The following is a 26,168-nucleotide window of genomic DNA, read 5'->3' as shown; positions in this document are numbered from 1 at the left end:
AATGAAACTATTACCTTTCGCCGCCATCCTGACGCTTGCAGTAGCCATGTGTTTTTCTGCCTCGGCTGCGCAAGCTGATCGCAGCTACTACGTGACTGAGCTCGCAGCCCAGCAAAAGTTCGATGTCTACAACGACGGTCACAATACCTATCTCGAATCGATCCCTGGCCTGGTGGTCACTGGAGCAACAGCAGAGGGTGAGCGGTTTATCGTGAACGGGGTCCCGCAGCAGATCCGCGGTTTCATGAACGGCAAGCCAATTACCGTTGTGCGGGGCGTGCCACCGGCACCGAAACCAGCTCTTGTACCGAAAGCTGAGCCAGCGACGGTTAGCTCCGAGCTCAAGCGCTTGAAGGATGAACTTGCGGAACTGACTTCTAAGGTTCCCGCCCGCGTCGCTACCCCAACACCGACGACGACGGCCGCCAATGGCCCGGCCTCTAAGAAGGCGACTGGCGCGTTGAGCGCTTCGCATGTGCCGCCTGCAGCGGCAGAGAAGGCCAAGTACATAACTGCTTCAGACGTCATGGTGTACCAAGTGACTCCCGGCCAACACGACTTGCGTACCGTGATCGACAGCTGGGCAAAGGTTGTCGGCTGGTCCGCCGTATGGGATATGGACCGTGACATCCCGATCAACATGGCCGATGCAAAAGAAAACGATTTTCGCTCGGCGGTACGTCGGCTGCTGGCTGCGACGGAATTTGGCGACCTTCCGGCCAAGCCGTGCTTTTACAGCAACAACGTCATCCGTGTCGTTCGTAAGACGACGAAGTGCAACCCCAACGAGTAAATCATGAAAAAGCCTGTCCTCTATCTTTCGGTCCTCTCGACCGCGCTGCTCGCCACTGGTTGCGTATCTACCCAGCTTACGAGTAATACCAAAGCGAGCATCACCACGGCCAGGGCAAGCGCCGATCTGACCCTCGCGCAAGCGACTGCACCGACTACGTCCAAAGCTGCATACGAAAAGTCCCAAGAAGTCGACGCTCCTTGGATTGTCGGCAAATCGGTCCCGCTCGCCCGTTCGGTAGCGCTCCCGCCTGCGCTTCAAAAGGATGTGAAGACCGCGATGATGTTCGATGGCGACAGCTGGGTCAGCCTCAGCGCCGCAGCTGAGCGCATCATGCTGGCCACCGGGATGGTCGTCACGATCCACCCTGACGTCTACCTAGATAGCGCCGCGCTCCAGCGCAAAGCAGTCAAGGACGCGAACACTGGCAGTGCCACCAATAACGGCCAGTCAGCCTTCGCGGCGATGCCGGTCGGGATGCCTGTCGCAGCCAACGTTGCGCCAATTCCGCTACCGCTGCCATCCGCGTACGGGAAGGCGCCGGCCGCGGCGCCTGTCGCAACTGGTGGCGCAGGCAAAGGCCACCGTCCGCCCGAGTCAGCGAACGGCTTCGACTTCCCGCGTGTGAATGCGCCGTTGTCGCAGGTGCTCGATATCATCGCCACGAAGCTGGGGATCAAATGGAAGTATGACTCGGCATCGAACAGCATTCGCTTCTATCGGATGATCACGAAGACCTGGGAAACGCCATTCATGGTGTCCAAGGCGAGTTATAAGTCCGCGCTCGAAGGCGAGACGACTAACTCGACGAACCAAAACGTCGTGACCAATCGGAACACTACTTCGCCTGTTGGCGACGAGTTGAAGGACCTGGTCGAACTGAACTCGATGCGCGACAGCCTGGAGACAATCATGACCCGCTCGGGTCAAGCGTTCGCGAACCCGGCTACCGGTGCAATCACGCTCACCGATACCCCTGATGCTGTCGATGCAGCCGATGAAATTATCAGGAACGGTATCAAGTCGCTGTCGCGCATTGTCCGCATGCGCATGCAAACCATCAAGGTCAGCTCGAAGACCAGCGGCGAGGCCGGCGTCGACATGTCGGTCGTTGTCGCACGTGCCCTACAAAATCTACCCGACTTCCGCATGTCGTTCGGCACGCCGACCGGGATTAACTCGAACAGCGCCGGCGCGATCGGCGCGCAGGTCTTCTCGGGATCGGCCGCGGGCAGCCGCGCAATGATCACGGCGCTGCAAGATATCGGCGACGTCGATGTCTCCAACGAGATCCCGCTGTCCACCCGTAACCGCCGTGGCGTCACCTACACCGTGCGCAATACCTTCTCCTATGTGGCATCCACAACCCCCGCTGCTGCGACGACGGGGGGCACGGGCGGCACGCCAGGCATTACGACGGCGCAGGACACGGTCGGGCTCAAGCTTTTCTTGGTCCCCGAAGTCAACCGCGATACCGTCACGGTCAACATTTCGCTCGACCAAAGCACGCTCAAAAGCCTTGAAACCTTCACCTCGGGCAGCGGCGCCAACGCCCAGTCAGTCCAACTCCCGAACAAGGATGGAGAAGGCTCGTCGCAGGTGGTCCCGATTCGCAATGGCCAGACGATTCTGCTGACCGGCTTCGATACCAAGTCGAACCAGTACGACAAGCGCACTCTCGGCGCGCACCTTCCGGTTATCGCTGGCGGCGGGCTGCGCGCGGCCGAAAGCCGGTCCACGACCATCGTCCTGCTGACGGCGGAAGTCGTCGACGGCACCAACGACTGAGGCGGCGATGATTTTTGACGTAAGTGGCAAGCGCCTCGTCTTCGGCATGCAGTGGGAAGCACTGTTGTCCGAAGCCGATGTGCATAGAAAGGCCCGAGCCGCCAAGTCGCCATATGTATGGACGCAGGATAAGACTTTCTACTACGGCGTGCTCAAAGCCGTGGACCGCGAAGAGAAGTTGAGGAAGCCGCTGTATTCCGGCGCTATCGTGCTGCAGCATCGCTACCATGACGTGCCGAACCTGATGCTCATCTTGGAAGTCCCGGATGGCACCTTCATCGCATGCGGCTTGCACCAGGGTCGGCCACGCAGCGGGTTCGACACCATCGCCCCGGACAGGGAAGCCCTCGATGCGCTGCTCAAGGCATTCAAGGAACTGTGTGGTGCTGCCTCCTTCAAGATTTATGGCGACGCCAAGGTTCCGGGCATTGAACCCGCCACGATGGCAGATATTGTGGGGAGCATCGACAACACTGCGCAGCTGCGCCGTGTAAAAAGTGCTCTCGTCAATCCGATGGCTGCCGTCCTCGTCGGCTCGGCAGTTATCGCCGGCGGCGCCTACCTGGTTCACATGTACAACCAGTACCGTACGGCCGAAGCGCAGCGTCTCGCATTGGCGGCGCAGAAATCCTCGCAAACTCTCTACACTGAGGAACTGGCCGCACGACGAAACGACGCGGCGCTACCGGCGCGAGCGGTAGCGGAAATCCTCACGCCAATACGTGGATTGGGCCTATCCATGGGCGGCTGGCCTCTCGGCAAAGCTACATGCAATGTGGCGATCGAGAAGCAGTTTGTCTGCACGTTCGAGTACTCGCGTCACCAGGAGAGCGCGGCAACATACAAGACCTTCGTCGACGCGGCGGGTAAAACATTCGACAGCGTTGAGTTTGCTGGCGACATCATCAAGGCGACGAAACAGTACAAGTCGAGTGCGCTGGTGGAGCAGGGCAAAGCCATCGACGCGGCCAAGGCGCGGCGAGATGAAACTATCGAATTTGGCTCGGAACTGCAGCGGCTCGCGAAATTCGGCAAGCGCAAGCTCGAAGACCACCAGCCCTTCGCAGTACCTGCAAACGCTGTTGTCGGAGAGCTGACGACGCCTCCCGTCGGCGCAGCAAACTGGGAATTCGCGGGGCCGGTCCGTAGCTTGAAGGGTCTGGCCAGTTTCCCCTCGTACGCCACCATTTCGAAGATCGTTGTGATCTTCGGCGACAAGCCCGCTTATGACCTCCAGCAGTCGATGGCGATGGCCACCGTATCTGGCCGGATCTTCTCGAAACCTAACTGACCTCTAAAACAATGAAGCGCTTCTTTTTCCTCCTTTCGTTTTTTGCCATCTCGTCCGCCGCGCTCGCGCAAGATCAGGTGAGGGTAGGCGACGTCCTTGACCTGGAAGAACGAATCATGGTCAAGAAGATGACGGATGAACTGTCGAAGCCAAATCCGAACGCGCCGCCGGCACCGCCGATCGTGATCACGCCTCGGGCTCCGAAGATCGTGTACCCGACCGAAACCCTCGCCGTCTACGGCACGAGCGCCACCTTCTATGAAGGCCAGCTTTCGATCGGTGGAAGGACCTACACCGTCCGGAATGGCTCACCGGTCCAGGAATACACGGTCACTGCGATCACGCCAGAGGGCATCGTGCTGAGCAAGCTGGTCGCGCCGAAGAAAGTCGGCAAGAAGTCACGGGCGGCTGAGCCGCAAAAAGTTACTTTGTTCGCGCCACTCGCCGCGCACTGATTTCCCGTAGCGACAAGCGGCGACCGAATCGACCTCGTAGAGAAAGCACACCATGTTCCCTTGGCCAAAATCCGAACCATCCAACACCCAGCCGCCGGCGGCCGCGTCTTCCGCTCTGGCGCCGGTGCAGACAGCAGGGCTCGCTACCGTGACGCCGATCAGTACCTATGCCGACCATACAGTGACGGTCGAACATCCTGACGATTTGCCGGTGTTTTCCCGAAAGCTCTACGATGTCGTGGCGCTGGCGCTGTCCCTGAAACATCGTGTGTGCCCGATCGATGTAAGCACCGAATCCGAGCCTAAGCGGTTTGCCGTTGTGCTGCTCCAGAGCGAGCGCAATTCAGACATTGCTGATGCGCTCGTGGCAGGGCTCCAAGAGAAGGGCTGGAAGATCGCCGAGACGGGGTACTACATCGCTTCGCCATCCGTCATGGACGAGCTGGCCCGCGACGGTATCAACGCGAATCGCAAAACCGGCAAAGGCCTCGAGTCCAAGAAACAGGACAGCGCCCTTTGGGGCCTCTTCCAGAGTGCAGCGAGATTCGCGCTCGACAATGGCGCGTCCGACATTCACATCAGGATCAACCGCACGCAGGCGAACTCGCAGATCATGTTCCGTATCGACGGCCGGTTGACGAAGCCACGCGAGTTTGCGATTGCCACCGACCGCCTGCTGGACATGACCGCCTACGTCTACAACATTCACGGGCAGTCGGGCAGCGAGAACATCTTCAACGAAAACGCGCCGCAACAGTGCCAGGTGGCTGCGACCATCAATGGAGTAAAGGTCCAGTTCCGCTGGGCGTCGAACAAAACGGCCAGGGGAACAAAGGTCGTTATGCGGGTGATTGTGCAGGACACGGAAGAGAACATTCGCACGCTGACCCAGCTGGGCTACCTGCCACCGCAGCTTTCGATCTGGTCCCGCGCCATCTCCCGCCTGGGGGGCGGAATTCTCATCAGCGGGGTGGTGAACTCGGGTAAGTCTACCTCACTGCAGTCAGTCCTCGCGACCATGCCGGACTGGATGGAAATCATGACGATCGAGGACCCGGTCGAAAATCTCATCCCGAACTCAGACCAATTCTCCGTATCACGTTCCCTGACGAGCGACGCCGACGATCCGTTCATAGCCGCAAAGCGCCAAACGAAACGAATGGATCCTGACGTCGTGATGATTCAGGAGATTCGCGACAAGGAGAGTGCCGCGCTGTTCCGGGACATCGCCGAATCCGGCCACCGGGCGTTTTCGACGATCCACGCGCCATCGGCCACGGACATCATAACGCTGCGCCTGTCCTCGAACGAGCTGGGTATTCCGCGCGACGTAATTGCCACCCCTGGCTTCCTGACGCTACTTGTATATCAAGCGCTTGTGCCGAAGCTGTGCTCCTGCAAAAAGCACGCAGCTGAGGTCTATGACGCCGAGTACCTTGAACGTATCGAGCGCCTCTTCCAGATCGATCGCAGCCGGATCAAAGCAGAAAATCGGGAAGGCTGCGAGGTATGCCTGCGCAAAGACCTTCCGGAACTTGCGGGCACCAAGGGGCGCTTGATGGTCGCCGAAATGATCGAACCGACGGAAAAAATGCTGCTCATGTTCCGCGACGGCAAGAACCTCGAACTCAGACGTTATATCCGCAGCCAGCGCATCGCACGTTTCGACGAGCCTGATTCCACCGGCAAGAACGCCTTGGAGGTGGCGATGTATCACGTCTCGCACGGCCATCTTGACCCGAAAGAAGTCGAACGCAAATTCGGCACGTTTGAGCAGTACGAGCGCGAATTCGGGAACGAGGGCGGAATCGCTTCGCGGAAGAAGCGCCTCGGCAGCTTTGCCTTGCGAGGCGCAGCGCGTCTGCGTCGTCATTGAAGTCCTTCCAAAACCACATGTGCTTTTGAGCAATAACCGAGAGCTACTGATTTTATAGTTGCTCCATTGCGTCGGGCTGCACCAGCGGCCCGACAGGGACAGGATAGAAAAATGGCGCAGGCCCTCAACTTCACAATTAAAAACGCGGCGTTCGATTTCAAAGGTAAGAGGGGCAACTTTTATTTGGACTTGGCCAGCGTCATGGAAGCCAGTCCAGGCGAATCCATTACGAAGATCCTTGCGCGTTACGCCGAGCGGTACAAAAGGAACTCGGTTGGTATTCTGTGCCGCTATTGGCTGGAGCGGTTTGCGCAGGTCGGCACCTTTACCGAAGCGCTCCGGGGCACGATCCCAGACGAGGACTTAACGGCACTCGCTGCATCGGAACATACCGGTGACCTTCGCCTTGGGTTAGAAAAGCTCGGTACCAACATCCTTGCGATGCAGGAGACGCGAAAAGAAATCAGCAAACTAATGGTTTCTGCGCTTGTCATGGTTTTTGTATTCCATGCCTACTTAGGAGTCCAGTCCTTTGTCGTCATGCCCAAGCTCGAATATGCAGTTCATGCGGCGCGAGTCGACTTCGCGCAACTCGGACTAATCGGAGCAATTCTCTTTGGTGGTGCGGAGTTTATTCGCCACTGGTGGTGGGCATGGCTCATCCTGGTGTTCGGTGGGATTGGTGCTGTCCTGTGGGGACTGAAATTCTACGTGGGCAAACATCGGCGCTGGCTTGACGATCACTTTCTTCCATTCCAGATGGCCCGAGACTTCAACTCGGCAGCTTTCTTTGCGACGGTCGGGATGATTACTACGGCTCGCAACAACAACACTGTGCAGCTGCACGATGCGTTGGTTCAAACGAGACAGAACGCTTACCCATGGCTTCGCTGGCAAACGACCAAGATCCTCGACAACCTCGCCGCAATGCCAAATGGGAAAGGTGAAATTTTTAACACAGGGATAGCCAACCAGACGACGTATTTCCGAATTCTCGACATCTCGGATTACGCCGACGTGCCTGTGATGTTGAAGAAAATCGGAGAAATCATCCTCAAAACAGCTCCGCAAGAAATCAAGGCGAACGCGAGCACCATACGGATCGTCCTGATGGGGCTATGCCTCGCGACAATGCTCGGCGTTTATGCCGGCACGATCGGCCTCGTCGAGGCTTTTAAAACCGCAGTAACAATGAAAGCAATGCTTCATTAATCCCAACCAGATAGGAAAAACCATGAAAGAGATGACCCCAACCAATCCAATGAAATCGGCGCAACGAAAGCGGACAATCGCCCGTCGCGCCAAGGAGGCCGGTATGTCCATGGTCGAGATGAGCCTGGTGCTCATCATCGCCCTCGGCGCCGTGGCAGCCGCAGTGTCTTACTTCTCGAGCAACAACACGAGTTCTCAAGCCAACCAGCTTGCGACCGACATGAGCATGCTGATCGGTAAGGTCAAGAGTGCTTATTCCGGACAGTACGGGAGCGTGAGCAACACGAAGCTGAACACTGGCGGCTTCTTCAGTGGTTATTCGGCCCTGACAAATACTGCTGGCGTCGTCACTACTGCTATGGGCGGCGGCACCCTGACCGTATCGCCGGGCACCGTAACCACAGCGAACGACAGCGTGAAATACGTTATCACTCAGATGCCGGATGCAGCATGCCAACCGTTCGTAACTGCGATGGTGAAGACCTCGACGACGCTGGATGTTGGCGCGAACAAGGTGAAAGCTGCAGGCGCCGTGCCTGATCCATCGAAAATCACCTGCTCGGCCGACAATAACACCATCACCTTGCAGGTCCAGTAATCACCGAGCCCCGGGCCGCCTTGCGACCCGGACTTCCTCCCGGGGGCGTTCGCACCCTGAACCCACACGAGACTCATCGATGTTGCGTAACTCCCTCAACGCGTCACGACCACTCCGAACGAAACTTCGCACTCGTCAGCATGGCTACTTGCTCTTGGAGCTGGGGCTGGTCCTGATTATTTCCACTATCCTGCTGGCGGGCACCTTCAGCAAGATCGTTGATTCCGTCGACCAGCTAAACGCGGAATCGACCAGCGACTACTTGAAGGAGCTTCAGGGGGGGGTGAATCGCTATATCGAGGAAAATGCGGTGGCGCTGAAAACCGGTAATGCAATCACCGGCTTTACGGATCCAATGCGGCCGACGATCACTGAGCTTAAAGCGAATAAATACTACCTGGACCCTTCGTTCGGCCAAACATCCGCGCTCGGTCTTTCGTTCGCCGTATGGTTGGTAAAAACCCCAGCTTGCCCAAGCGGAGCAGGCTGTGTGATCACTGGCATTGCCTATTCAACAACGAACTACAAAGATCCGAGCGGTAACGTGCGTATCGACGTGCTCGCGAAGGCGTACAACTCCTTAGGCCCAGACGGTGCGATGTCCTTTGTAGAAGCGCCTGGCCTGCTTCGCTTCCCAGGCGGGGCAAGTTACGGCAACCCCGTGAATAGCGCAGGAGTCCTTGGGATTCGCGTAGGCAATGGTTCAGGCCTCTCTAGTTTGTTGAGTCCGTACTACCGGCTAGACGGCAGTAAGGCTCTCACCGGTGCAATGGACGCCAATAACAATGACATTAAGAACGTGAACGACTTACAGGTAGCCGGCGGCGTCACAGCCAAAAATGTCGACGTCACTGGCTCGCTCACAATGATCGGCGTGAGTGCAACACCTGGCAGCGCCTGCGGTCCTGATCAGATCGTGCGTAAAACCCCGAACGGCGACTCAATGGCCATTTGCGCAGGCGGTATATGGCAAAAGATAGGTAGCGCCATTCCTGGTGTTGGGGAGGGCGTCCCATGCTCGTCGCCAGGTCAGCTCGGTAGCGACGCGACCGGAATTTCATACGTATGCAACGGGTTCGTCTGGAGTTCGATCAACACTACGGTAATGCCAAATAGCGCATGTACACCGGATGGCAGACTGGCCGTGAGTTTCACGAAAGAACAGCTAGTGTGCAAAAACGGTAGCTACATCAAGCTGCTGAGCCTGCTCGGCAAGAGCGTAGAGCTTTACCTCAGGTCGGTAACTGATGGCACGGCGGTGGCCAAGCCTACGTGTGATACCGGCGGGACGGCAGCCTACAAATTCCTTCTTACCCAAACCGTTGTGGATGTCTCCGTCACGCCTCCTCGCCAGGCAATGTATGTTACCGCCATTGATAACGGCTCGACGTGGACTGTGAAAATCAAAGTAAAAGACAACACTGGCGCTGAGTTCACGGCAAACAACTACTCAGTCTCGGCCATTATGAAAGTGGAATGCGTGTATTAACGCTTAAGGATTGTCGAGCGAACCCCGCGAAAAGCGATATAAATTGACGCAGAGCATCGGCCGGCCCGACTATTTGGGGCGGCCCCATATTAACCCTCGAATTTCAAAGGGAGTCTCCTTGAAGATATTAGGAAAAGTCCTTGCACTGTTCGCCTTGTGCACGGCCGCGAACGCGTCCGCGCAGACAGTCCCCAGTGCGATATGTATCCCCTACAAAATGGCTATCGAGTCTACAATTACCGTTTGTGGACCGGGCCTCATTGGATCAAAATTTAGAACGGCCACGAAGGTTTGCCCGAGCGGAATCATTACGGAGTCGCCAGATTACGACACAAGCGGTTGTATTCCTGCGCCTGCGCCTCCCCGTGCAGTCAATAACACCAACAGATGCGCCCTGATGCCAGATGCCTGTGCTGTCGCGCCAGTAGCGCAGAACTGTCCTAGTGGAGCACATTGGAGCCTGCTCGGTTCCAGCATTGCGCATTGCGTCATGGACGATCCATCCTGCCCATGGGGTACGTCGCTAAAGCATGATGCGATGGGTAACCCGAGCTGCGAGCAAAACACCTGTCCATCCGGGCAAGTGCTGCAAGGCGATGGTATCTCGTGCGGTTGTAGCGGCGGCCAAGTCTGGAATGGCACAAGCTGCGTTCCGCCGGCGCCAACCTGTGTCGAATCTGACGTGACGAACGGCTATATCCTAGCATGTCCCGACAGTCCAGGAAATCGTCATCAGCACCTAACGGTTTCGTGTCCGAGTGGCCCGTATGGAGCCCCTGTAAAAGGACGATATTGGAATGATTCCGAATGTGATGTTTATACTCCGCCCCCTTCGACTGGCTGTACTCCGGGCACTGTTTATGAGGAAGCAGCGTGCGATTCTGGCTCTGGCACGAAATGGCGCGGATTAACTACGTACTGCCCTAGTGGTGCGAGCGGCCCACCAGCGTCCTACTATAGCGACTGGCATGAAGAAAGCTGCTCGTCTACTTCGGCACCACCGCCTACAACGCCTACGTCGCCAACTGAGCCAACCACGCCAACCACGCCGACCGAGCCAACGACGCCAACCGAGCCAACCACGCCACCCACTCCGGCGTGCACACAAACGTCTTCGACGTCGAGTACCGCATGTGGATCTAGCTATACCGGTACGAAATACATTACGACAAACCAATTGTGTCCTAGCGGTTCTTCCACGTCTACGGATACGAGTGGATGTGGCTGCGCCAACGGCGGCAATGATTACCCGACCTGCACTCCACCGGTCCCCATACCACCACCTCAACCACAGCCCACCGTCACGTGTGGCCCCTGGCAGTATGAAGACAACAAGTTAAACTCGTGTTGGTGGGCAGAAATGCAACAGCATGAGAAGACCCGAACCTGTTCCGATGGTTCCGTCGAAACCGATACCTACTTTGATAATAAGGGACCTTGTACCTGGTAGTACAGCAAGAGTCGCGGTAGCACATCCTTTGCGCTGACGCGACAAACTAACTTTATGGCCCGCGTTTAAGCGGGCTAATTTTTTCCGAACAATTTTTTGAAATTCGCTGGCATCGTTGGATGCCCGAAAAAAAGCCTGGCTATGCCAGGCGTTAGAGTTAGAAAGACCGGGCAATAGCCGCGGTCCAGTCGATCAGTTGCCGGTGGTGAACTTCCAAGTCTTGGTAACAAGCGCGTTATTCACCCGGCCAGAGAACGCCACGGTATAGGTAGTATTCGGCTTCAATGGCGCTTTGGCGACGAGGAACGCGATGTTCGAACCCAAGAACTTGTTTGGATCATTATCTTTAGTCATCAGCCGTGCATCGAGGGGAGTGCTGCCACTGGCTTCCGTCAGGGTGAAGGTGATAACTTCCAGCGTCGCAAATTCCTTCGCTACCACACTCACCGGATAGCCGGTCTTAGTAGGAAAGTCAGCATTACTGGTGGAGAGATCGGGGAACGGGTTCGGATTCTCCACGCCGGCAAACAAGCCCACACCAGTTTGGCTATCCGCTGGATATGCGCCCAAGTAGTCGCTTGCATTCGATTGGGCTTTCACGTTGCCATACTCGATAACGAACGTCTGCGAACGATCTTTACCGACCGCGATGCCGACGTCAGTCGGGCCTTGGAACAGCAGACCAGCGCGGTGGTAGACCGTACGCACCAGCGATTCGAATGCAACTGCTGCGCCCTTGCCACCACCAAATGTGCCTTGCTCGGCAACGTAGGTCGCTGCATAGCCGACAGCCTTCGCACGATCGAACGGGACGGTGCCAGTGAAGTAGGCATTCGCAGCGGCCTCGACGTGAAACGTCGGCAAGCCAGTAGCAGCGTCGGTAGTGTTCATGTTCACGGTGCCGCCATTGTTAACGTCGTTAGCCAGTACATACTGCAGGTGATTCTGAGCCGACTTATCCAGCGCAGCATTCTGCGCCAGCAGACCCAGGCCCATCTTCTGGCGGAAGTCGTTGAATGCAGTGACGAAAACGAACTCTTCACTGCCGGCTGCGTATGTGAGAGCCGGAACACTGGTTTGGAGTTGGCCCGGGACGACTGCCGGCGTGGTCGGAGTAGCCGGGGTGGTCGGCGTCGTAGCAACAGGAGAGCCCGACGTGGAACCGCCGCCGCCGCCGCAGGCGGTAACGAAGATAGCGATTGCGGTTGCGAAGAGGGTGCGATTAACGTTTTTCATAGTGTCCTTGAGAAGAAATTTATTTCCGATCCGAAACATAAATCCATGATATCGCATGAAACCTACGACGCAAGCTGAGATTGTCGCGAGAAATCCTGTCAATTTGAGATTCGCTTTCAGCGTAGTCACGGCAACGAGTATTGGTAGAGTGCAACAAACACACCATGAAAGCGAAATCCTCATGAAATCCAATGTCTTTCCTAGCACTCGTCTGCGCTTCACACAGTTGACCGCAGCAGTAATTGCGGCTGCAGCGCTGGTCGCGTGCGGCGGCGGTGGTAGCGGCAATACCGTTGTCGACAAGCCTGGTTTGGGCCTCTACACGACGGCACCCAATCAGCTCAGCATCGCTGCAGGCACCAGTAGCACCTACACGGTTGGCGGCGGGGGCGGTACTGCGGGCTTTGTGAGCTACAAGGCTTCCAGCAGCAATGAACAGGTTGTGACCGTCAAGATTGAAAAGAACAGCCTCATCATCACGGCTCATACCGGGGGAACCGCAGTCATCCAGTTGGTCGACTCGGCCGGTGCCAACGTCGTTCTCAACGTCACCGTCCCTACCAATCCAGTTTCCAGCTTGGCCGTCGCAGCCCCGCCCTCCGTGACGCTCGTCCCAGGCACTACCACGCAGTACAAGATCAACGGCGGTGTCGGCCCGTTCACGGCAGTCGCAAGCAGCCCCAATGTGGTTGCCCTGTCTACAGGCAGCGACACTCTCTCGGTGACAGCCGCAAATCCTGGCACGTCGACGATCGTCGTCTACGACCGGACTGGGGTTTCGACGAAATTTGAGCTGACCGTTTCTGGCAGCAGCGATTCCGGCGCTCTCTACACCACTGCACCGGACGGTCTGACAATGCCAGCCAACGCTTCTGCCACCTACAAAATCGCGGGCGGCCTTGGTCCTTACACCGTTTCCAGCGCGAACACCTCCATCGTCGAAGCGACCGTCGACGGCGGCGCCTTGAAGGTCAACGCGAAAGGACAGGCAGGGCGAACCACCCTCAACGTCCGTGACGCGAAAGGCGCACTGATCGTCGTGAGCGTCGATGTGACCGCGGATTCGGCCGTTGCGCTGTACACCACAGCACCGTCGACGCTCACCATCGGAGTAGGGGAAGCGCCTTCATACATTATTCAGGGCGGGATCGGGCCGTTCACCGCGACCAGCAGCAACACGAGTGCGGTGAAAGCGAGCGTTACCGGCAACACGCTGAGCATGGCGGGTGCGGCCGCCGGCCTCGCAGACGTTGTCGTGTTCGACTCGACTGGCACATCTGTGAAGATCTCCGTAACCGTACCAGGTACCCCTTCGACTGTGCCCCTGTATTCGACGGCCCCGGAATCGATCACCGTCGCGGTTGGTGCCTCCCCGACCTACACCATTGCCGGCGGCGCCGCGCCGTACAGCGTAACGAGTAGCGACGTCAACGTCATCACCGTGACCCAAACCGGAACGACTTTCACTGCAACAGGTGTGAAGGCCGGCCTGGCGACGATCGCTATCCATGACGCCAGCGGTACCGTCGTCAACATCATGGTGACAGTGCCATAAGCGCTGGAGGAGCCCACGCCTTAGGGTGTGGGCTTTTTTCTTCCGCTATTCCGTACAGGTCGCAACTCAGCGTCCCGCCTTTGTCCGCTTCTTCCGCCATCGAAAATTCATGAAACGCATCATCCTAAAAACGGGCATCACCACATTGGTTCTTGCCGCCGGTATCGCTAAAGCAGGCACCACCGAAAGCGAAATCGCCAGGAATGTCAGCCCGTTGCTCAACAATGTTCCGATCGAGAAGGTGAGCCCCAGCGACCGCGCTGGCCTATACGAGATTATCACTCCTCGCGGAATCCTCTACACCGACAAGACGGGCAGCTTCGTGATCTTCGGCGCAACCCTCGTCGACTCGAAGACTAAAGCCAATTTAACCGAGCAACGCCTGGCGCAGCTGGGCGCTTTCAAGTTTTCCGAACTGCCGCTGCAGGACGCAATCAAGACGGTAAAGGGTAACGGTAAGCGAGTCTTGGTGACCTTCGAGGATCCGAACTGCGGCTACTGCAAGCGCCTCATGTCGGAAATCAACAAAATCGACAACGTCACCGTGTATACCTTCCTCATCCCGATCCTCTCGCCGGACTCGGAAGTGAAAGCGAAGGCGATCTGGTGTTCTCCGGAGCGTGCGCGCACCTGGGTTCAACTCATGAGTGGCGGTGGTGGAATGCTGCAGCCCGCGGCGCCCGACTGCGACACGCCGCTGCAGCGGAACCTCGCCCTGTCTCGGAAGCTGCGCATCACCGGCACGCCGGCATTGCTTTTCGCCGACGACACCAAGATCAATGGCTACAAGCCAGCGGCTGAAATCGAAGCCAAGCTCGGCGAATAACGCCGGAGGCAGCATCAACCGTAGCCAGTTTTGAAAACACTTAATGTCCCTTCGCTTCGCTGCATGCTTGCGCCCTGCATCGTTATCGCAGCACTGTCCGTTTATGAAACGGCTCGAGCTGACTGCTTCGACGACGCGGCACAGTACCACCAGGTGAACCCGTGGATACTGCGCGCGATCGCTGCACAGGAAACCGGCTTCAAACCGAACACGGTGGCACGAAATTCGAACAATACGATCGACCTCGGAATGTTTGGAGTGAACAGTGTACACCTGGCCGAGCTGGCGCAGTATGGGGTGAGTCAGGCAGACTTAATGGATGGGTGCAAGGCAGCGTTCATCGCAGGCTGGCACCTCGGCAAGCAGGTGCGGAAGTTCGGAAACAGCTGGGTAGCAGTTGGTTCGTACCATAGCACCACGCCGCGGTATAGGGACGAATACGCTGCTCGCATTAAGCGGATAATCGACTTCTGGGTATCGCAGGGATTGATCCCACAACAAGCCGCCGGCTGACCCGTCCCTGGTGCGAAGCGGACGACAAAAAGGAGACTGTGTCTCCTTTTTTCTTTTTGCGCTCCGGGCGCTCGAATGCCTCTTAACGCTCCGTGGCGGCAACGCTGTTGCGCACGGCAGTGACAATGCCGTCGCGCTCGAGATCAGCGGCAGTCGCGCTTACTGCGGCAGCGAACGTCAGGCGCCCAATCGTCAGGGCGTGATGGAAGCGGTGAAACGCATACATGGCGTGAGTAAGCGTCGCCGCCGGAACAACGGCCATATACACGGCGCTGAACAGGTTCCACCACGTAGCGCGTAGGTCGCCCTTGCCAGCGAGGTAAGCGCGGACAGAACGCGGGTCGTTGCCAGTGACGTCGGTGGCCCAGCCGCTCGATGCTTGTCTCGGAGCGCGCGGGGCGGAGGCGGCGTGAAGCGACCGGAGCATGGTCGCGCGATCGCGGCGGGCCCAATCGAGCTGGTTGATGTCGGCGTTGGTGAATTTCCTGTTGAGCATGCTGTACTCCTGTGGTGGTGTAAGCGAAGAGTAGCAACGGAAATCGGCGGCGCAAGTCAGCTTTGCGCCGCCGTGATCAGCCAGAGTTTTTACTAAGGTGCTCCATCAACTCCTGTCGGAGTTTGGGATCCATCGTCAGCACAGCTCGAGCGAATGACCGACCCACTGCAGCATCCTCGGCCTGCGCTGTGCCACGCTCGACGCCGATTACCCATGCAGATGCAAGTGCAACTGCGCCAACCAAAGCTCCGATAACGGCAAACCAAGCAGGAACGTACCGAAGCGAAAGCGGACCTGGTTGCCCGTTGGCTGTGGCCTTCGCGCTTTTTGCACTGGCCTCGACCAATTTCAACAACTGGGCTCGGTCCGCCGCCATGCGCTCGATTTGGCCCGCGGCCGCACGAACAGCGGCTTCAGCCTTAGCTGTAGTCGCTGCCGATTCAACCGCGCGGCGCTCGCTTGCCTTATCGAGCACCAGTGATGCTTCTTTCGCAGCCTCATGGAGTGCCGCCGCAGCGAGCCGGCCGGCTGCCCGCATTTCTTCGGCTGAGAGTTTCGCAACTTCGTTAAGCTTGTGCGAGAAAATGATGGCGCCAGTGACGATAGGATCATTCTCTGGAATGCTTTCTCCAGTAGCCGCGAACAATTCCAACACTATCGCCTTTCTCGCAGCAGGATCGCTCATCGTTACAGTTCAATCTTGTTCAAATGCCCAGCGATCTCATCGCGCATGATCGTCAGGCGGTTACGCTGCATGGTCATGAAACCAGGGTCGTTAATTGCTTCATCCCACGTCAAGCGGCGAGCATGCATCGCACGAAGATCGGCCTCTGCGGTTTTATGATTCTTTTTATCGAGGGGAACCAGACCGAGGACACGCTTCTTGAACTGCTCATACCCGGCGGTTTGCACGAATCGCTTTCCGTTCATTTCGACAGGGCCGAAATATTCGTTCTCCCACACCACGACTGGACAGTCGCTCATCTGGAGGATAGCTTTTAAGCCGCTGACGGTTTCGCCCATTGCAACGCCACCGACCAAAGGCGAATGAATCACGACACGGCGTCCCGACGCCACTAAGAACGAAAATACCTGGTTTTCCGCCAAGTAATTGACGAGGGGAAGAAAGGTAGGGGCACCAGTGTCGATAACCCAATCGGTATCCGATGCCAAAATCTTTTCCATCAACACGTCGAAGCGTGTGGGGTCGATATTGCATTCGCTGTCAGCAATATTGATGTGCTCGACGGCAAGCGCACCGAATTGTTTAAAAGTCGGACTGGTCGGATCGAGGTCGATGCAATTCAAAGGCCGGTCTAAGCTGCGGAGATATTGAGCGAGCGTGACCGCGATCAGCGATTTACCGACGCCGCCTTTACCCATCATTACAAAGTGAATAGTGTTCATTGCGTTTCCTTATGAAAAAAAATCATCGACCGGTTCGCCTAACGCCGCTTGCAATTTACTTGTGGGGGCGTCATTCGAGTTTCCTGGTCTAACTGCTATAGCTGCCTGCGGAATTTGGTTTCGATCCACGCCCGCTTGAGGTCTCGGAGTCACCTTGTTCTTTGCCGCCTTTCGCTGTCGGAGCCTGTGTAGTGTATTTTCGTAATAGCCAAAAGAAAGTTCGAGTCCTATCTTATTTTTGATCTGTTCGAAGATCGTCAGGTGGCTGTGTCCTGCAGCCAGCGCCTCCTCAATTTCCGGTAGCAGCTCGGCTATCTGAGCGGCCTTTGATTTCGCTTTTGGCGCAGGCTCGATTAAGGATAGGTCGAGTCGCGTCATTTGATGATCGGAATTGCCGCTAAGTGGACGACTGATTGGTAGATGCCCATAAATTCGAAAGTGCTAAGTCAATGCTAAGTCGATGCTATGTTGATGCTACGCCGACGCTATGGGAATGCTATGCGCCGGATGACCGATACCTTACACAGCGGCAGGACTCCAGCGACAAGCGAAAGCGAAGTGTTTTTCGTAAGGATTGCATTGACTTTTAGCCGCTCGGGGCACTAAGATTCTCGGGTCGCCATGCGGCATTGTTGTAACCCTCTACCTTTTCTGTTCCGTTGGAATCGAAAAGCACCAATTAGCACCGCCGCCTCAGCGGCACACCTCCTGACCAGGGAAGTTTGGCCTGGCACTATTCCTTCAACACGTTCCTCTCCTGCACCTCATGGCGTTCTTGCGCCGCTTTTTTTGACAGTGTGCCGGAAACAATGAGGAACACTGAGTGACGGCGAAACCCTGGCTACATCGGGGCTCGTCGGCGCTTAGGAACGCTGATTTCCCACTAATCGTGTTTTTCCTGCACTGTTTGCGGGGAGGTTTTCAGGGATTTCGGTGCACAACACCAGCAGCTCAAGCAGCTGCGCCGAGGGCTCCGGTCTGAGCCATGACATTCACATTGAGACGTAGACAGGCGGATATCGGGAAGCTCCCCGACGCAGGAATCGCTGGCCGAGTGCCAGTGCCAATGCTGCCTCCGCGACGCTTTAGGGCGTGAGTAAGACCATCTGGTGCTAGCGCCACCAAAGACCTGCCCATTGGGGCGGGAAGCGCTACGCGAGAAACCGCGTGAGAGTTCCAGGCCTGGCAGCGGTAAGTCAGGTAATCGGTAGCCGAAAGGTGCCGGCATGTTGTCTCTTTGCCAAGAGGGGAGACAGGGTGAAATTAGCGTGCTTACGTTTGGGTCCCTCTCCCCGGCAAGTTAAAGCAGTACCGATTATGTGGCGAGGCCGCATCCCTATACGCGTACCAGATGGCGTGGCGTGTATACGGATGCGACTCTCCCACGCGTCTTAATTTATGGAGGAAGTATGGACTCAGTCATTACCCAACTTAACGCGATCCTGCAAAAGCATTCCGGAACGAGAACCAACGGCAAGGTCGCCAGCGAACGCACGAAGTCGGCCATTGGCGAAGCGTTGCGGGCGGATTTCCGTAGGCTCTCGACGCTGGGTTTCAAATTGCAAAAGCCGGAAAACCTTGGCGAGAAGCACGTCGAGGCGCTTTGTAAGTCCTGGTACAACGACGAATTCACCGTTAAGACGATTCAAGTCAAACTTTCGTATCTCCGCATCTTCTGCCGCTGGATCGGCAAAGGCGAAATGGTGAAGGACGCGCCGCATTATCTGCCAGACGTACCAAAGGCTGAGCTGAAAGTAACAACGGCGGCCGCGTCGAGCAAAAGCTGGGCCGCAAATGGCGTAGATATAGCTGAGAAGGTGAGAGAGGCCGATGCTTTGGATCTTCGCTTTGGCGCGATGCTCCGTTTGGCTGTCGCATTTGGCCTGCGCAGACATGAAGTGCTCGAATGCTATCCCTGGAAAGTCGATAAAGTGACCTATTTCGCCGCGTATAAAACAAAGGGCGACAGGCCGCGCAATATCGATATCGACACGCCGGAACAGCGAATCGTTTTGGATCATGTTAAATCGATGGTGAAGAAAAGCGAGCACCTGGGCTGGACCGCTATGCGCGATGGTAGCGCAGCCACGATTGAATATAATCTCGCGAAGTGGCACAAGATGTTGGCAAAAATCGGCATCACCAAAGCGATCAGCAAAGTAACTGGACATGGATTGCGCGCGCAATATGCTGAGAATGCCGCGTTAATTGTTAATGTGATTCCACCTACTTTGGGCGGCACAACCGGCCAGATGGCGAAGGATGATTTGGACCTGAAACGCGAGCAGGTGAGTGAACTTCTGGGCCATTCACGGAAAAGCATTACCTCGGCGTATTTCGGGTCTTTCGACCGGAACAGCAAACCCGATGCGGCCGATAGGACCAAACTGGCTATTGAAGCGGCCGTTGCGGCTTTACCGGCGGAAAAGATCACGGACATCCCGCCTGAACGAATGGATGACTGCATGCGCCTTACAACCGAGCTTACAACGGTGCGTGCTTACGTCGAGCCCCGTATTACACAAGCCTTGTGGGAGCATCACAGTAGCCGCCATTGCACGCCGTGGCTGCGTCCTGGGGAGTCCAATATTGCGGCACTTGAAGCGGCCGCCAACCACTTCGCGGTTCCTCGATAACGTAACGGTAAAAAAAATGCCTGGTGGTCAGCCAGGCATTTTTACGTGAAGGTGGATTAGTTCATCATTCGAGATGCGACAGGCCTATCCGGTCGGTCGTCGCATTACGAGCGTCCTCGAGGCTGATTTGACGGTTGGCGAGCATTCGCTGCAGCGACGAGTTCATCGTGTAGCTGCCGTACGCCTTGCCGCTGTTCAGGTAATCACGCAGGCCGCTGAGGTCGCCGGATTCAACGAGACGGGCGACGTCCGGGCTGGCAGTGAGGCATTCCGTGGCCAAGTGGTAGCAGTTCGCGTCGAGCGACGGCAACAAGGCCTGGCACAGCACGGCGCGCAATGCGTGTGCGAGCGCCTGCGACTGCGCCTCGGAATTGCCAAGCAGGCGGAGCATCTTCTGCAAGCCCATTTCGGTCGAACGCGCGTGTAGGGTGGCCAGCACGAGTGGGCCCGATTCGGCCAGCGCCAGTGCTTCCTGCGCGGTCTGCGCATCCCGGATCTCGCCGATCGCGATCACGTCCGGACGCTCGCGCAATGCGTCGAGGGCGCCCAGATAGTAGCTCTCGACGTCGCCGTCCATGCCCACCTCGCGTTGGGTGATGATGCAGTTACGCTGAGGGATCAACGTCTCGACCGGGTCCTCGATGGTGATGATGTGGCCTGAACGGCGCTTGTTGATGTCGTCCAGAATTGAGGCGATCGTGGTCGACTTGCCTTGGCAGGTATCGCCAATAATCAGGACCAGGCCGCTCCGGAACTCCGCCAGTGCTTGCGCATCTGGTTCCATACCCAAGTCCTTGAGCCGCAAAGGCTCCTTCGGGAAGCGGCGAATAACGCAACCGAGACGCTTTTTGCCCTGGAAGGTAAAGCAGTTGGCCCGGATGCGAGCCGTGTGAAGGTCGATCGATCGGTCAAATGCGCGGTCAGCAATGCGCTCGGCCCAGCTCGGCTCAACCACTTCGAAGAATTCTTCGAGTTCTTCCCGGGTGATTGGCGAGTCGGTCACCGCGACTAGCCCTTTCGGCTGGCGCAGCATCAAAGGGCTGTTCTGATGGATGATAATGTCTGAGAACACCAGGCGCGAGTTCAGCAGGTGCAGGATCTGCTCGACCAGTGTGCCGAAGACCGGGTGGTCCTCGTTTTCCTCAAACGACAGTGTCGGAATCTGCGAAGTCGGGTTCATATATTTTCTTAACGAGTTGGAAACAAACAGGCTCCGACGGGGCACGCCGTTAGGCCGCAATGCGTGTGGATCTGGTTGCGCCGGCTTGGTGAGTCTGCAGCGGACGCAAACCCTTTAGGTATTGAAGCTGAGGCAGGGTGGGGTGCTTCGCGCTGGCGCCACTATGCTCGCGGTAGTCACCCATCAAGGCGCGCAGCTGGCGCAGGCTGAGGCCAGTTTCTTCGTGCATGCTTATCAAAAGGGCGGGCGCCACAGAGACGCGGCGCTTCCTTACCTTGCAAATCTGCGAGGGCTGTACGCTCAAAAGTCGCGCGAGATGCCGATCGTTCCTGGCGCCGAGAAGACGCGTCAGCGTATCCAGCAGAGTATCGGGATCGTAGTGGGGATTATCCTCTTCCACGGCCTTGGGCATGAACTTGTACATGATCAGCTCCTCTGGCGGGTGGCTTTGCTCTCGCGGCGCTGCTGCGCTTCGACGCACAGAGTCGCGGTCGGACAGATCAGCAGGCGGCCGACTCCGATCATGTCGCCAGTCTCCACGCACCACCCGAACTCATCGGCCTCGATTCGCTTGAGGGCGGCACGAATCTCGATCAGCTGCGCGGCGTCGCGAGCCCGGCCGGCGATCGCCAGTTGGTGTTCTTCCTCCGCACTGGCGCGGTCGACCGGATCAGCCCCGGCGCTCGTGATCGCAATCTCCGCGGCGGAGGCACGCGTCCTGGCGTCGAGCATTTCTTGCTGGGCGATGAGTAGCGCACGGAAAAACTGCTTTTGCGCTTCGCCCATGTATTGTTCATCGCCCATGCTGCGGATCTGCGCTTCGATGAGCAAAGAAGGTTGCGCGTGGATGCGCGCCTGGACTGCGGTTGCGACATTTTGTTGTGCGGCCAATTTATCCGTCCAAGAGTGATAGTTTCCGAAGTACAAGAATTGTCCCATTTGGATTTACGCTGGCACTTCTTAAACACATTAAAAAATGCGACGTTTTGCCGTAAATGCGGTAGCGAATAAGAGAGTCCTAATTCAAGTTACTTTTCTTCCTACTGCGTCCGCGCAGCGTGGGAAACTAGGAGCTCGACAATTACAGCTTCGCGACCATGAACGACGTCCACCCAGTCACCATTACGCTCAACGAGAACACACGGACATATACCGCTGTCTTCCAGACCGGGGAGCATTTCAAGATCGGCTGGCAATCCGTATTGAAGTCGGCATACGGCCGCGCTGATTTGCGTTGCGGGTGTAAGGGAAGGGGAGAAAAGCGGTTGGCCGTGAAGTACTACGAGGGGAGCGACAGTTACGCGCTCGCACGCTTTAGTCTAAGCGGCGGCCAGCACGCTGCTGACTGCCAATATTACAGCGCCAGCCCTGTGCAATCCGGCGAGGGCGGAAGTACAACCGGTGTAATCGACCAACGCCCTGACGGATCGATCAAGATCCGCCTGGAGATTGCGATGCTTGAGCGAGGCGATGTGGACGCGCCAGCCGGTCCAAGCAGGCCTCCGGTCAACCGCGCACCGTCAATCAGGCAAGCATCGATGAAGCTGCTCGGGCTGCTCCATTATCTCTGGGAGGAGGCAGGCCTGAATCACTGGAAGCCTGCGTTCACCGGCAAGCGTAAGGCGTCGCTCGCCTACTGGTGGATCAACAACGCGGCCGACGACCTGTGGGCTGGCCAGGTGAAGCTCGTCGACAACCTCCTGCTACCAGCTTTCGGCGCGGAGACGAGGGAAGCAGAACGAAATCGCCTGCGTGCAGCCGCCGCCCTTGCCGACAAGCGCCGATTGATTGTGATCGCGCCGCTAGCGAGCTTTACGCAGGAACGCTTTAGCGAGATGGGCGAACGGTTGAAGATTAGTGGCTTTCACGGCATGCCGAGTGCGTACATGAAGACCGGCGTATGGGACAGCACGGTCCGGCGCTTTGCGAACGCGATCGCGGCCTGGCGTAGCGGGCACGGAACAGTTGCGATAGCCCAGGTCGAGATTAAACAGGGGCAGAAGAGCGTGTATGCCACCGTTATCGACATGGCGCTCATGAGCATTACCGCGGAGTTCGTACCAGTGGACTCCAGCTACGAACGGGTCGTGGCCGATCTTCTCGTGGCGCAGGGCAGATCGTTCGTCAAGCCGATGCGCTATGACGCCGGCGCCGACCTGGTGCTGCCAGATTTCATCTTGACGGATACGACGCATGAAATGCCCATGGAAGTCTTCGGGCGAGCGGATGAGGGATACCTGCAGCGACAAGTAGAAAAAAGCGCCTACTACGATAACCGGTATGGACCGGCTGGGTGGTGGAAATGGGAGGCCGCGGCCAACGGTGATGCCTCGACCGTCCCGCCGTTTCCAGCGGCACGCTAAACCGGCGTCTTGTTCAGAAAGCAAAAAGCCCGGCAATGATGTCGGGCTTTTTCTATGGGATGGTGCTTATATCCCGGCGGTGTCGTCTGCCATGCCGGCAGCAGGCTTCGGGGATCAGCCATTGTAGTTCACGCTGCTCGGGTTCCAGCTCGCGTTCTCGTAATCGCTGTTGTCGTCTTCCACGACGCCGCTGGCGCCGCCGCTGCATACGGCAAATACGGTGCCGACGGCGAGAAGGATGTGGACCGGGTTGGTATTCATGAGAGTGTGGAAAAATTCAGTCATTTTGCGCTCCAGTAAGGCTGTTCAGTAAAGTACGATCTATGTGTCTATAGTAACCCTCGATTGTCATGGCGCAAGCTAAGAACTCCCTCCCTCTGAAAAAGCTCGTCGCTGGCGCTGTAGTGCTGGCAGGCGCAACAGTTTGCGTCAACTTACTTTTGGCACCGACATCTGTTACCCAGCTCGACTCGTCGGCGGTGGGCGCGATCACCAACGAAGCTACGTTCAAGACCACCCTGGGCGACGGTTCGCGTGCGATCCACGTTTTCTTAAGTTCCGAATGCACGTTCTGCCGCAAGCTCGAGCCCGAGCTGGCCCATCTGGAAAACGTGACCGTGTACCGGCACATGCTTCCCGGCCGCACCGAAACCAGCCGCCGTTTAGCCGTAGACGTGTGGTGCTCCAAGGATCCAGCGGAGGAGTGGCAGAGGATCGCTGCCGGTCGGCCAGCAGGCTTAGCAACCTGTGACGCAACCGCGTTGGAAAAGAACCAGGCACTGGTCCAGCGCTTGAAACTGACATACACGCCGAGCATCGTCTATGCCGATGGGCACGTCTCCACTGGAATGCTTTCGTCCGGCGAGATTGCCGAGAATATTTCTAAAGCCGGGGCGCGGTAAGCGCACTCAAGCGGCGTTGCCGAGCAGCTGCATCGCCACCAGGCTGTCGACGAACCAGCCCTGCACAAAATCCACCTCGATCGCTTGAGCGAAGGCGAACATTACATTGTCCTCGACGCCCTCCGCGATCGACCTGACTCCCTCTTGTCGCCACTGAGCGACGAGCATGCATAGCATTCGGCGGGCATCCTGCCGGCGCATACAGGTGAGGAGGAATTCCCGATCGATCTTAATGGCTGCCACGTTGCCAATCGCGTACAGACGCTGCAGTCCATCCCGGCCGGCGCCAAAGTCGTCGAGCGCTACCCGCACGCCCGCGCCAATGAGTTCGTTCACTTTCGAGGCGATCGCCGCGCGGTCGCCGTAACCCGACACAGCTTCGCTCAGTTCGAACGTCACATCGTTCGCCGTCGCTACCCGGGCGAGCTCATCGGCGCCCCGCGACATGAGGATGTCGTTCGACAGGTTGACGTAGACCGGGGGCAAACCTGGCCTCGGCACGCTCAGGAAACCGAGCATGGCTGCATCGACCGACGCCCAGTCTGCAGGCCTCTGGCCGCGATAGAGCAACTCACATGCTTTGACCCGGCCGTCGGCGAGCTGGACGATCGGCTGCATTTCAAAAGGGATGCTGACCCCACCTTGGGCGCCAACCGGAACGTCAAGACGTTTGAAAATGGGTCGTTTGGTCATGCAGGCCTCCGAAACTGAAATGGCGATATACCGGTCATTTGAGCCGCAATTGTTCAGGCAAATGCTCAACCTTTCCGCAGTATTTCCTCGCGGCAAAGCCCTAGAATGCGACTTCATGGAGAATAAAACATGCATGACCAGCCATATATTTCATTGCAAACCAATTTAAGGCACGTTTTCACAAACGTGAGTCTCCTGCACCAAGCCTTGCGCCACAAGAGCATGGGCGGCACCTCAAATGAGCGCCTGGAGTTCATGGGCGACGCGATCCTCAACTACGCGGTCGCCGAAATGCTGTACCAGCGCTTTCCTACCCTGTCAGAAGGCGACCTGTCGCGCGTGCGCGCGGCGATGGTCTGCCACGAGTCCCTGGTCAAGATCGCGAACCGGATCGGTGTCGCGCCGGTTCTGCAGGTCGACCAAAATTACCGCGTCGAGAAGTCGAAGGATTCGATTCTGTCGGACGCCCTCGAAGCGCTGTTCGCAGCCGTGCAGCTCGACGCCGGCCACGAGGCGGCGAAAGCCATCATCGTGCACCACATGGTTGGCCTGCTCGAGCGCGGCGAAGCGCAGCTGGGGAAGGACGCCAAGACCGCTCTACAAGAGCACCTGCAGGCACGCGGAATTCCGGTGCCGACCTATTCTGTCCTCAGCCAGGGCGAGCCAGGCGCCCGCACGTTCGAAGTGCAATGCAGCGTCCCAAAGCTCAATATCGCGATGACCGGCAAAGGCTCAAACCGGAAACTGGCCGAGAAGGATGCCGCTGCAAAGGTGTTAAAAAAGTGCGCGACGGTTTAGAGCTCCTCCCAGTGGCCGGCGAGTCCAACCTGTTGCTGCCAGGCCGCCGCCGCTTCCTGCAGCAGGTGGCCGGCGCCGCCGCGTGCGTGGCAGCGCCAGCGTTCGGACAGTCGTCGGATTTTTGGTCCCTTCCGCGCGAGTTGTGGCTGTACCGTCCGGCAGGAAAAGGCCAGCCGCGTGATGAGCAGGTAAGGGTGGTGTATTGGGCCGATGGAAAGCTCATTCCAGAGGGGTATATGCAACTCTGTTATATCCTGCGAGATGTGCAGGCTGGACTGGCTGTCCAGTTCGACCTGGTGGCGCTGGACATCGCGCGTGGTGTGTATGGCTGGCTGCGAGCGAACGGGATCGACAAGCCGCTGATTATCAACAGCGGCTACCGGAGCCCTCAAACAAACGCGAACGAGGGTGGGGTGCGCAACAGCCTTCACATGCGGGCGCAGGCACTTGACTTGCGGATCGAGGGGGTCAGTACCGACGCGTTGAGCAGGTTCGGGCGCTACTTGGCCGGGGGAGGGGTGGGCTACTATCCGGGGAAGAATTTTACCCATCTGGACCGCGGCAGGGTGCGGCATTGGGTCGGCTGAGGCGCTGACTACTTCTTCACAGCT

General features: G+C 57.6%; 26 protein-coding genes. 16 read left to right on the top strand and 10 right to left on the bottom strand.

The window, feature by feature from the left end; genetic code table 11:
- The first annotated feature begins 1 nt into the window (after position 1).
- From ACFPO9_RS16965 to ACFPO9_RS16930, 8 genes are all read left to right on the top strand, one after another.
- Positions 2-793 (top strand): toxin co-regulated pilus biosynthesis Q family protein, encoded by a 792-nt coding sequence (locus ACFPO9_RS16965; RefSeq protein WP_379772455.1) that lies wholly within the window; start codon positions 2-4, stop codon positions 791-793.
- Positions 794-796: 3 nt separating this feature from the next.
- Positions 797-2,581: a hypothetical protein gene (locus ACFPO9_RS16960; RefSeq protein ID WP_379772453.1), complete on the top strand. Its 1,785-nt coding sequence runs from the start codon at positions 797-799 to the stop codon at positions 2,579-2,581.
- 7 nt (positions 2,582-2,588) lie between these two features.
- Complete coding sequence (gene pilO2, locus ACFPO9_RS16955; protein ID WP_379772451.1) at positions 2,589-3,872, top strand: type 4b pilus protein PilO2; 1,284 nt, start codon at positions 2,589-2,591, stop codon at positions 3,870-3,872.
- Between the two features lie 11 nt (positions 3,873-3,883).
- On the top strand, positions 3,884-4,327 hold the full coding sequence (locus tag ACFPO9_RS16950) for a hypothetical protein (protein ID WP_379772448.1): 444 nt from the start codon (positions 3,884-3,886) through the stop codon (positions 4,325-4,327).
- A gap of 52 nt (positions 4,328-4,379) precedes the next feature.
- Entirely contained in the window at positions 4,380-6,203 is a 1,824-nt protein-coding gene (locus tag ACFPO9_RS16945; protein WP_379772446.1) for a GspE/PulE family protein, read from the top strand.
- Positions 6,204-6,314: 111 nt separating this feature from the next.
- Complete coding sequence (locus ACFPO9_RS16940; protein WP_379772443.1) at positions 6,315-7,415, top strand: type II secretion system F family protein; 1,101 nt, start codon at positions 6,315-6,317, stop codon at positions 7,413-7,415.
- A gap of 22 nt (positions 7,416-7,437) precedes the next feature.
- Positions 7,438-8,013: a type 4 pilus major pilin gene (locus ACFPO9_RS16935; RefSeq protein ID WP_379772440.1), complete on the top strand. Its 576-nt coding sequence runs from the start codon at positions 7,438-7,440 to the stop codon at positions 8,011-8,013.
- Between the two features lie 79 nt (positions 8,014-8,092).
- A complete protein-coding gene (locus ACFPO9_RS16930; protein ID WP_379772438.1) occupies positions 8,093-9,502 on the top strand; it encodes a hypothetical protein in 1,410 nt (469 codons plus the stop codon).
- A 1,642-nt stretch (positions 9,503-11,144) separates the two neighbouring features.
- Here ACFPO9_RS16930 and ACFPO9_RS16925 read toward each other — a convergent pair.
- Positions 11,145-12,188, bottom strand: coding sequence for a CAP domain-containing protein (locus tag ACFPO9_RS16925; protein ID WP_379772436.1), 1,044 nt, complete (start codon positions 12,186-12,188; stop codon positions 11,145-11,147).
- A 181-nt stretch (positions 12,189-12,369) separates the two neighbouring features.
- Here ACFPO9_RS16925 and ACFPO9_RS16920 point away from each other — a divergent pair, with 181 nt between their 5' ends.
- From ACFPO9_RS16920 to ACFPO9_RS16910, 3 genes are all read left to right on the top strand, one after another.
- Positions 12,370-13,743 (top strand): hypothetical protein, encoded by a 1,374-nt coding sequence (locus ACFPO9_RS16920; protein ID WP_379772434.1) that lies wholly within the window; start codon positions 12,370-12,372, stop codon positions 13,741-13,743.
- 109 nt (positions 13,744-13,852) lie between these two features.
- Positions 13,853-14,569, top strand: a complete 717-nt coding sequence (locus tag ACFPO9_RS16915; protein ID WP_379772431.1) for a DsbC family protein — start codon at positions 13,853-13,855, stop codon at positions 14,567-14,569.
- Between the two features lie 63 nt (positions 14,570-14,632).
- The gene (locus tag ACFPO9_RS16910; RefSeq protein WP_379772806.1) at positions 14,633-15,082 is read left to right on the top strand and encodes a lytic transglycosylase domain-containing protein; all 450 of its coding nucleotides are present in this window, start codon (positions 14,633-14,635) and stop codon (positions 15,080-15,082) included.
- Positions 15,083-15,164: 82 nt separating this feature from the next.
- On the opposite strand, the gene ACFPO9_RS16905 is transcribed toward ACFPO9_RS16910, so the two are convergent.
- The 4 genes from ACFPO9_RS16905 to ACFPO9_RS16890 form a co-directional block, all read right to left on the bottom strand.
- The gene (locus ACFPO9_RS16905) at positions 15,165-15,578 is read right to left on the bottom strand and encodes a hypothetical protein (protein ID WP_379772428.1); all 414 of its coding nucleotides are present in this window, start codon (positions 15,576-15,578) and stop codon (positions 15,165-15,167) included.
- A 76-nt stretch (positions 15,579-15,654) separates the two neighbouring features.
- Entirely contained in the window at positions 15,655-16,263 is a 609-nt protein-coding gene (locus ACFPO9_RS16900) for a hypothetical protein (RefSeq protein ID WP_379772425.1), read from the bottom strand.
- Positions 16,264-16,265: 2 nt separating this feature from the next.
- Positions 16,266-16,985, bottom strand: a complete 720-nt coding sequence (locus ACFPO9_RS16895; RefSeq protein WP_379772422.1) for a nucleotide-binding protein — start codon at positions 16,983-16,985, stop codon at positions 16,266-16,268.
- A gap of 9 nt (positions 16,986-16,994) precedes the next feature.
- A complete protein-coding gene (locus tag ACFPO9_RS16890; protein ID WP_379772420.1) occupies positions 16,995-17,363 on the bottom strand; it encodes a hypothetical protein in 369 nt (122 codons plus the stop codon).
- A gap of 1,031 nt (positions 17,364-18,394) precedes the next feature.
- Between ACFPO9_RS16890 and ACFPO9_RS16885 the strand changes: the two genes are divergently transcribed.
- The gene (locus tag ACFPO9_RS16885) at positions 18,395-19,621 is read left to right on the top strand and encodes a phage integrase N-terminal domain-containing protein (RefSeq protein ID WP_379772417.1); all 1,227 of its coding nucleotides are present in this window, start codon (positions 18,395-18,397) and stop codon (positions 19,619-19,621) included.
- A gap of 64 nt (positions 19,622-19,685) precedes the next feature.
- Here the strand turns inward: ACFPO9_RS16885 and ACFPO9_RS16880 are convergent, their stop codons facing one another.
- The 3 genes from ACFPO9_RS16880 to ACFPO9_RS16870 are packed head-to-tail and all read right to left on the bottom strand — an operon-like array spanning position 19,686 to position 21,740.
- Positions 19,686-20,801, bottom strand: coding sequence for a type IV pilus twitching motility protein PilT (locus ACFPO9_RS16880; RefSeq protein WP_379772414.1), 1,116 nt, complete (start codon positions 20,799-20,801; stop codon positions 19,686-19,688).
- 49 nt (positions 20,802-20,850) lie between these two features.
- Positions 20,851-21,225, bottom strand: a complete 375-nt coding sequence (locus tag ACFPO9_RS16875; RefSeq protein WP_379772412.1) for a hypothetical protein — start codon at positions 21,223-21,225, stop codon at positions 20,851-20,853.
- A gap of 2 nt (positions 21,226-21,227) precedes the next feature.
- Positions 21,228-21,740 carry a TraR/DksA family transcriptional regulator gene (locus ACFPO9_RS16870; protein WP_379772409.1) on the bottom strand — a complete coding sequence of 171 codons (513 nt, stop codon included), beginning with the start codon at positions 21,738-21,740 and terminating at the stop codon, positions 21,228-21,230.
- Between the two features lie 158 nt (positions 21,741-21,898).
- Here ACFPO9_RS16870 and ACFPO9_RS16865 point away from each other — a divergent pair, with 158 nt between their 5' ends.
- Positions 21,899-23,164: a DUF1173 family protein gene (locus ACFPO9_RS16865; RefSeq protein WP_379772406.1), complete on the top strand. Its 1,266-nt coding sequence runs from the start codon at positions 21,899-21,901 to the stop codon at positions 23,162-23,164.
- Between the two features lie 114 nt (positions 23,165-23,278).
- Here ACFPO9_RS16865 and ACFPO9_RS16860 read toward each other — a convergent pair whose 3' ends face one another.
- Complete coding sequence (locus ACFPO9_RS16860; protein WP_379772404.1) at positions 23,279-23,449, bottom strand: hypothetical protein; 171 nt, start codon at positions 23,447-23,449, stop codon at positions 23,279-23,281.
- 65 nt (positions 23,450-23,514) lie between these two features.
- Between ACFPO9_RS16860 and ACFPO9_RS16855 the strand changes: the two genes are divergently transcribed.
- Entirely contained in the window at positions 23,515-24,066 is a 552-nt protein-coding gene (locus ACFPO9_RS16855; RefSeq protein WP_379772401.1) for a DsbC family protein, read from the top strand.
- 6 nt (positions 24,067-24,072) lie between these two features.
- On the opposite strand, the gene ACFPO9_RS16850 is transcribed toward ACFPO9_RS16855, so the two are convergent.
- A complete protein-coding gene (locus tag ACFPO9_RS16850) occupies positions 24,073-24,759 on the bottom strand; it encodes an EAL domain-containing protein (RefSeq protein ID WP_379772399.1) in 687 nt (228 codons plus the stop codon).
- A gap of 129 nt (positions 24,760-24,888) precedes the next feature.
- On the opposite strand from ACFPO9_RS16850, the gene rnc reads away from it, so the two are divergent.
- Both rnc and ACFPO9_RS16840 read left to right on the top strand, forming a co-directional pair.
- Positions 24,889-25,557 carry a ribonuclease III gene (gene rnc / locus ACFPO9_RS16845; RefSeq protein ID WP_379772397.1) on the top strand — a complete coding sequence of 223 codons (669 nt, stop codon included), beginning with the start codon at positions 24,889-24,891 and terminating at the stop codon, positions 25,555-25,557.
- On the top strand, positions 25,449-26,144 hold the full coding sequence (locus ACFPO9_RS16840) for a YcbK family protein (protein WP_379772394.1): 696 nt from the start codon (positions 25,449-25,451) through the stop codon (positions 26,142-26,144). The genes rnc and ACFPO9_RS16840 overlap by 109 nt, the downstream gene beginning before the upstream one ends.
- The last annotated feature ends 24 nt before the right edge of the window (positions 26,145-26,168 follow it).

Source organism: Massilia aerilata (assembly GCF_042656905.1).
GTDB lineage: Bacteria > Pseudomonadota > Gammaproteobacteria > Burkholderiales > Burkholderiaceae_D > Telluria > Telluria aerilata.
Note: the sequence above shows the minus strand (reverse complement) of the source record. Positions and strands in the feature narration are given on the sequence as shown.

Bases quoted from the DNA above. Each gene is read 5' to 3' on its own strand.
- ACFPO9_RS16850 (WP_379772399.1), bottom strand. From the start codon at position 24,759: ATGACCAAACGACCCATTTTCAAACGTCTTGACGTTCCGGTTGGCGCC.
- pilO2 (WP_379772451.1), top strand. From the start codon at position 2,589: ATGATTTTTGACGTAAGTGGCAAGCGCCTCGTCTTCGGCATGCAGTGG.
- ACFPO9_RS16925 (WP_379772436.1), bottom strand. From the start codon at position 12,188: ATGAAAAACGTTAATCGCACCCTCTTCGCAACCGCAATCGCTATCTTC.
- ACFPO9_RS16965 (WP_379772455.1), top strand. From the start codon at position 2: ATGAAACTATTACCTTTCGCCGCCATCCTGACGCTTGCAGTAGCCATG.
- ACFPO9_RS16960 (WP_379772453.1), top strand. From the start codon at position 797: ATGAAAAAGCCTGTCCTCTATCTTTCGGTCCTCTCGACCGCGCTGCTC.
- ACFPO9_RS16915 (WP_379772431.1), top strand. From the start codon at position 13,853: ATGAAACGCATCATCCTAAAAACGGGCATCACCACATTGGTTCTTGCC.
- ACFPO9_RS16890 (WP_379772420.1), bottom strand. From the start codon at position 17,363: ATGACGCGACTCGACCTATCCTTAATCGAGCCTGCGCCAAAAGCGAAA.
- ACFPO9_RS16935 (WP_379772440.1), top strand. From the start codon at position 7,438: ATGAAAGAGATGACCCCAACCAATCCAATGAAATCGGCGCAACGAAAG.
- ACFPO9_RS16840 (WP_379772394.1), top strand. From the start codon at position 25,449: ATGCAGCGTCCCAAAGCTCAATATCGCGATGACCGGCAAAGGCTCAAA.
- ACFPO9_RS16920 (WP_379772434.1), top strand. From the start codon at position 12,370: ATGAAATCCAATGTCTTTCCTAGCACTCGTCTGCGCTTCACACAGTTG.
- ACFPO9_RS16945 (WP_379772446.1), top strand. From the start codon at position 4,380: ATGTTCCCTTGGCCAAAATCCGAACCATCCAACACCCAGCCGCCGGCG.
- ACFPO9_RS16880 (WP_379772414.1), bottom strand. From the start codon at position 20,801: ATGAACCCGACTTCGCAGATTCCGACACTGTCGTTTGAGGAAAACGAG.
- ACFPO9_RS16895 (WP_379772422.1), bottom strand. From the start codon at position 16,985: ATGAACACTATTCACTTTGTAATGATGGGTAAAGGCGGCGTCGGTAAA.
- ACFPO9_RS16885 (WP_379772417.1), top strand. From the start codon at position 18,395: ATGGACTCAGTCATTACCCAACTTAACGCGATCCTGCAAAAGCATTCC.
- ACFPO9_RS16855 (WP_379772401.1), top strand. From the start codon at position 23,515: ATGGCGCAAGCTAAGAACTCCCTCCCTCTGAAAAAGCTCGTCGCTGGC.
- ACFPO9_RS16930 (WP_379772438.1), top strand. From the start codon at position 8,093: ATGTTGCGTAACTCCCTCAACGCGTCACGACCACTCCGAACGAAACTT.
- ACFPO9_RS16905 (WP_379772428.1), bottom strand. From the start codon at position 15,578: ATGCTCAACAGGAAATTCACCAACGCCGACATCAACCAGCTCGATTGG.
- ACFPO9_RS16860 (WP_379772404.1), bottom strand. From the start codon at position 23,449: ATGACTGAATTTTTCCACACTCTCATGAATACCAACCCGGTCCACATC.
- ACFPO9_RS16900 (WP_379772425.1), bottom strand. From the start codon at position 16,263: ATGAGCGATCCTGCTGCGAGAAAGGCGATAGTGTTGGAATTGTTCGCG.
- ACFPO9_RS16875 (WP_379772412.1), bottom strand. From the start codon at position 21,225: ATGTACAAGTTCATGCCCAAGGCCGTGGAAGAGGATAATCCCCACTAC.
- ACFPO9_RS16910 (WP_379772806.1), top strand. From the start codon at position 14,633: ATGCTTGCGCCCTGCATCGTTATCGCAGCACTGTCCGTTTATGAAACG.
- rnc (WP_379772397.1), top strand. From the start codon at position 24,889: ATGCATGACCAGCCATATATTTCATTGCAAACCAATTTAAGGCACGTT.
- ACFPO9_RS16950 (WP_379772448.1), top strand. From the start codon at position 3,884: ATGAAGCGCTTCTTTTTCCTCCTTTCGTTTTTTGCCATCTCGTCCGCC.
- ACFPO9_RS16865 (WP_379772406.1), top strand. From the start codon at position 21,899: ATGAACGACGTCCACCCAGTCACCATTACGCTCAACGAGAACACACGG.
- ACFPO9_RS16940 (WP_379772443.1), top strand. From the start codon at position 6,315: ATGGCGCAGGCCCTCAACTTCACAATTAAAAACGCGGCGTTCGATTTC.
- ACFPO9_RS16870 (WP_379772409.1), bottom strand. From the start codon at position 21,740: ATGGGACAATTCTTGTACTTCGGAAACTATCACTCTTGGACGGATAAA.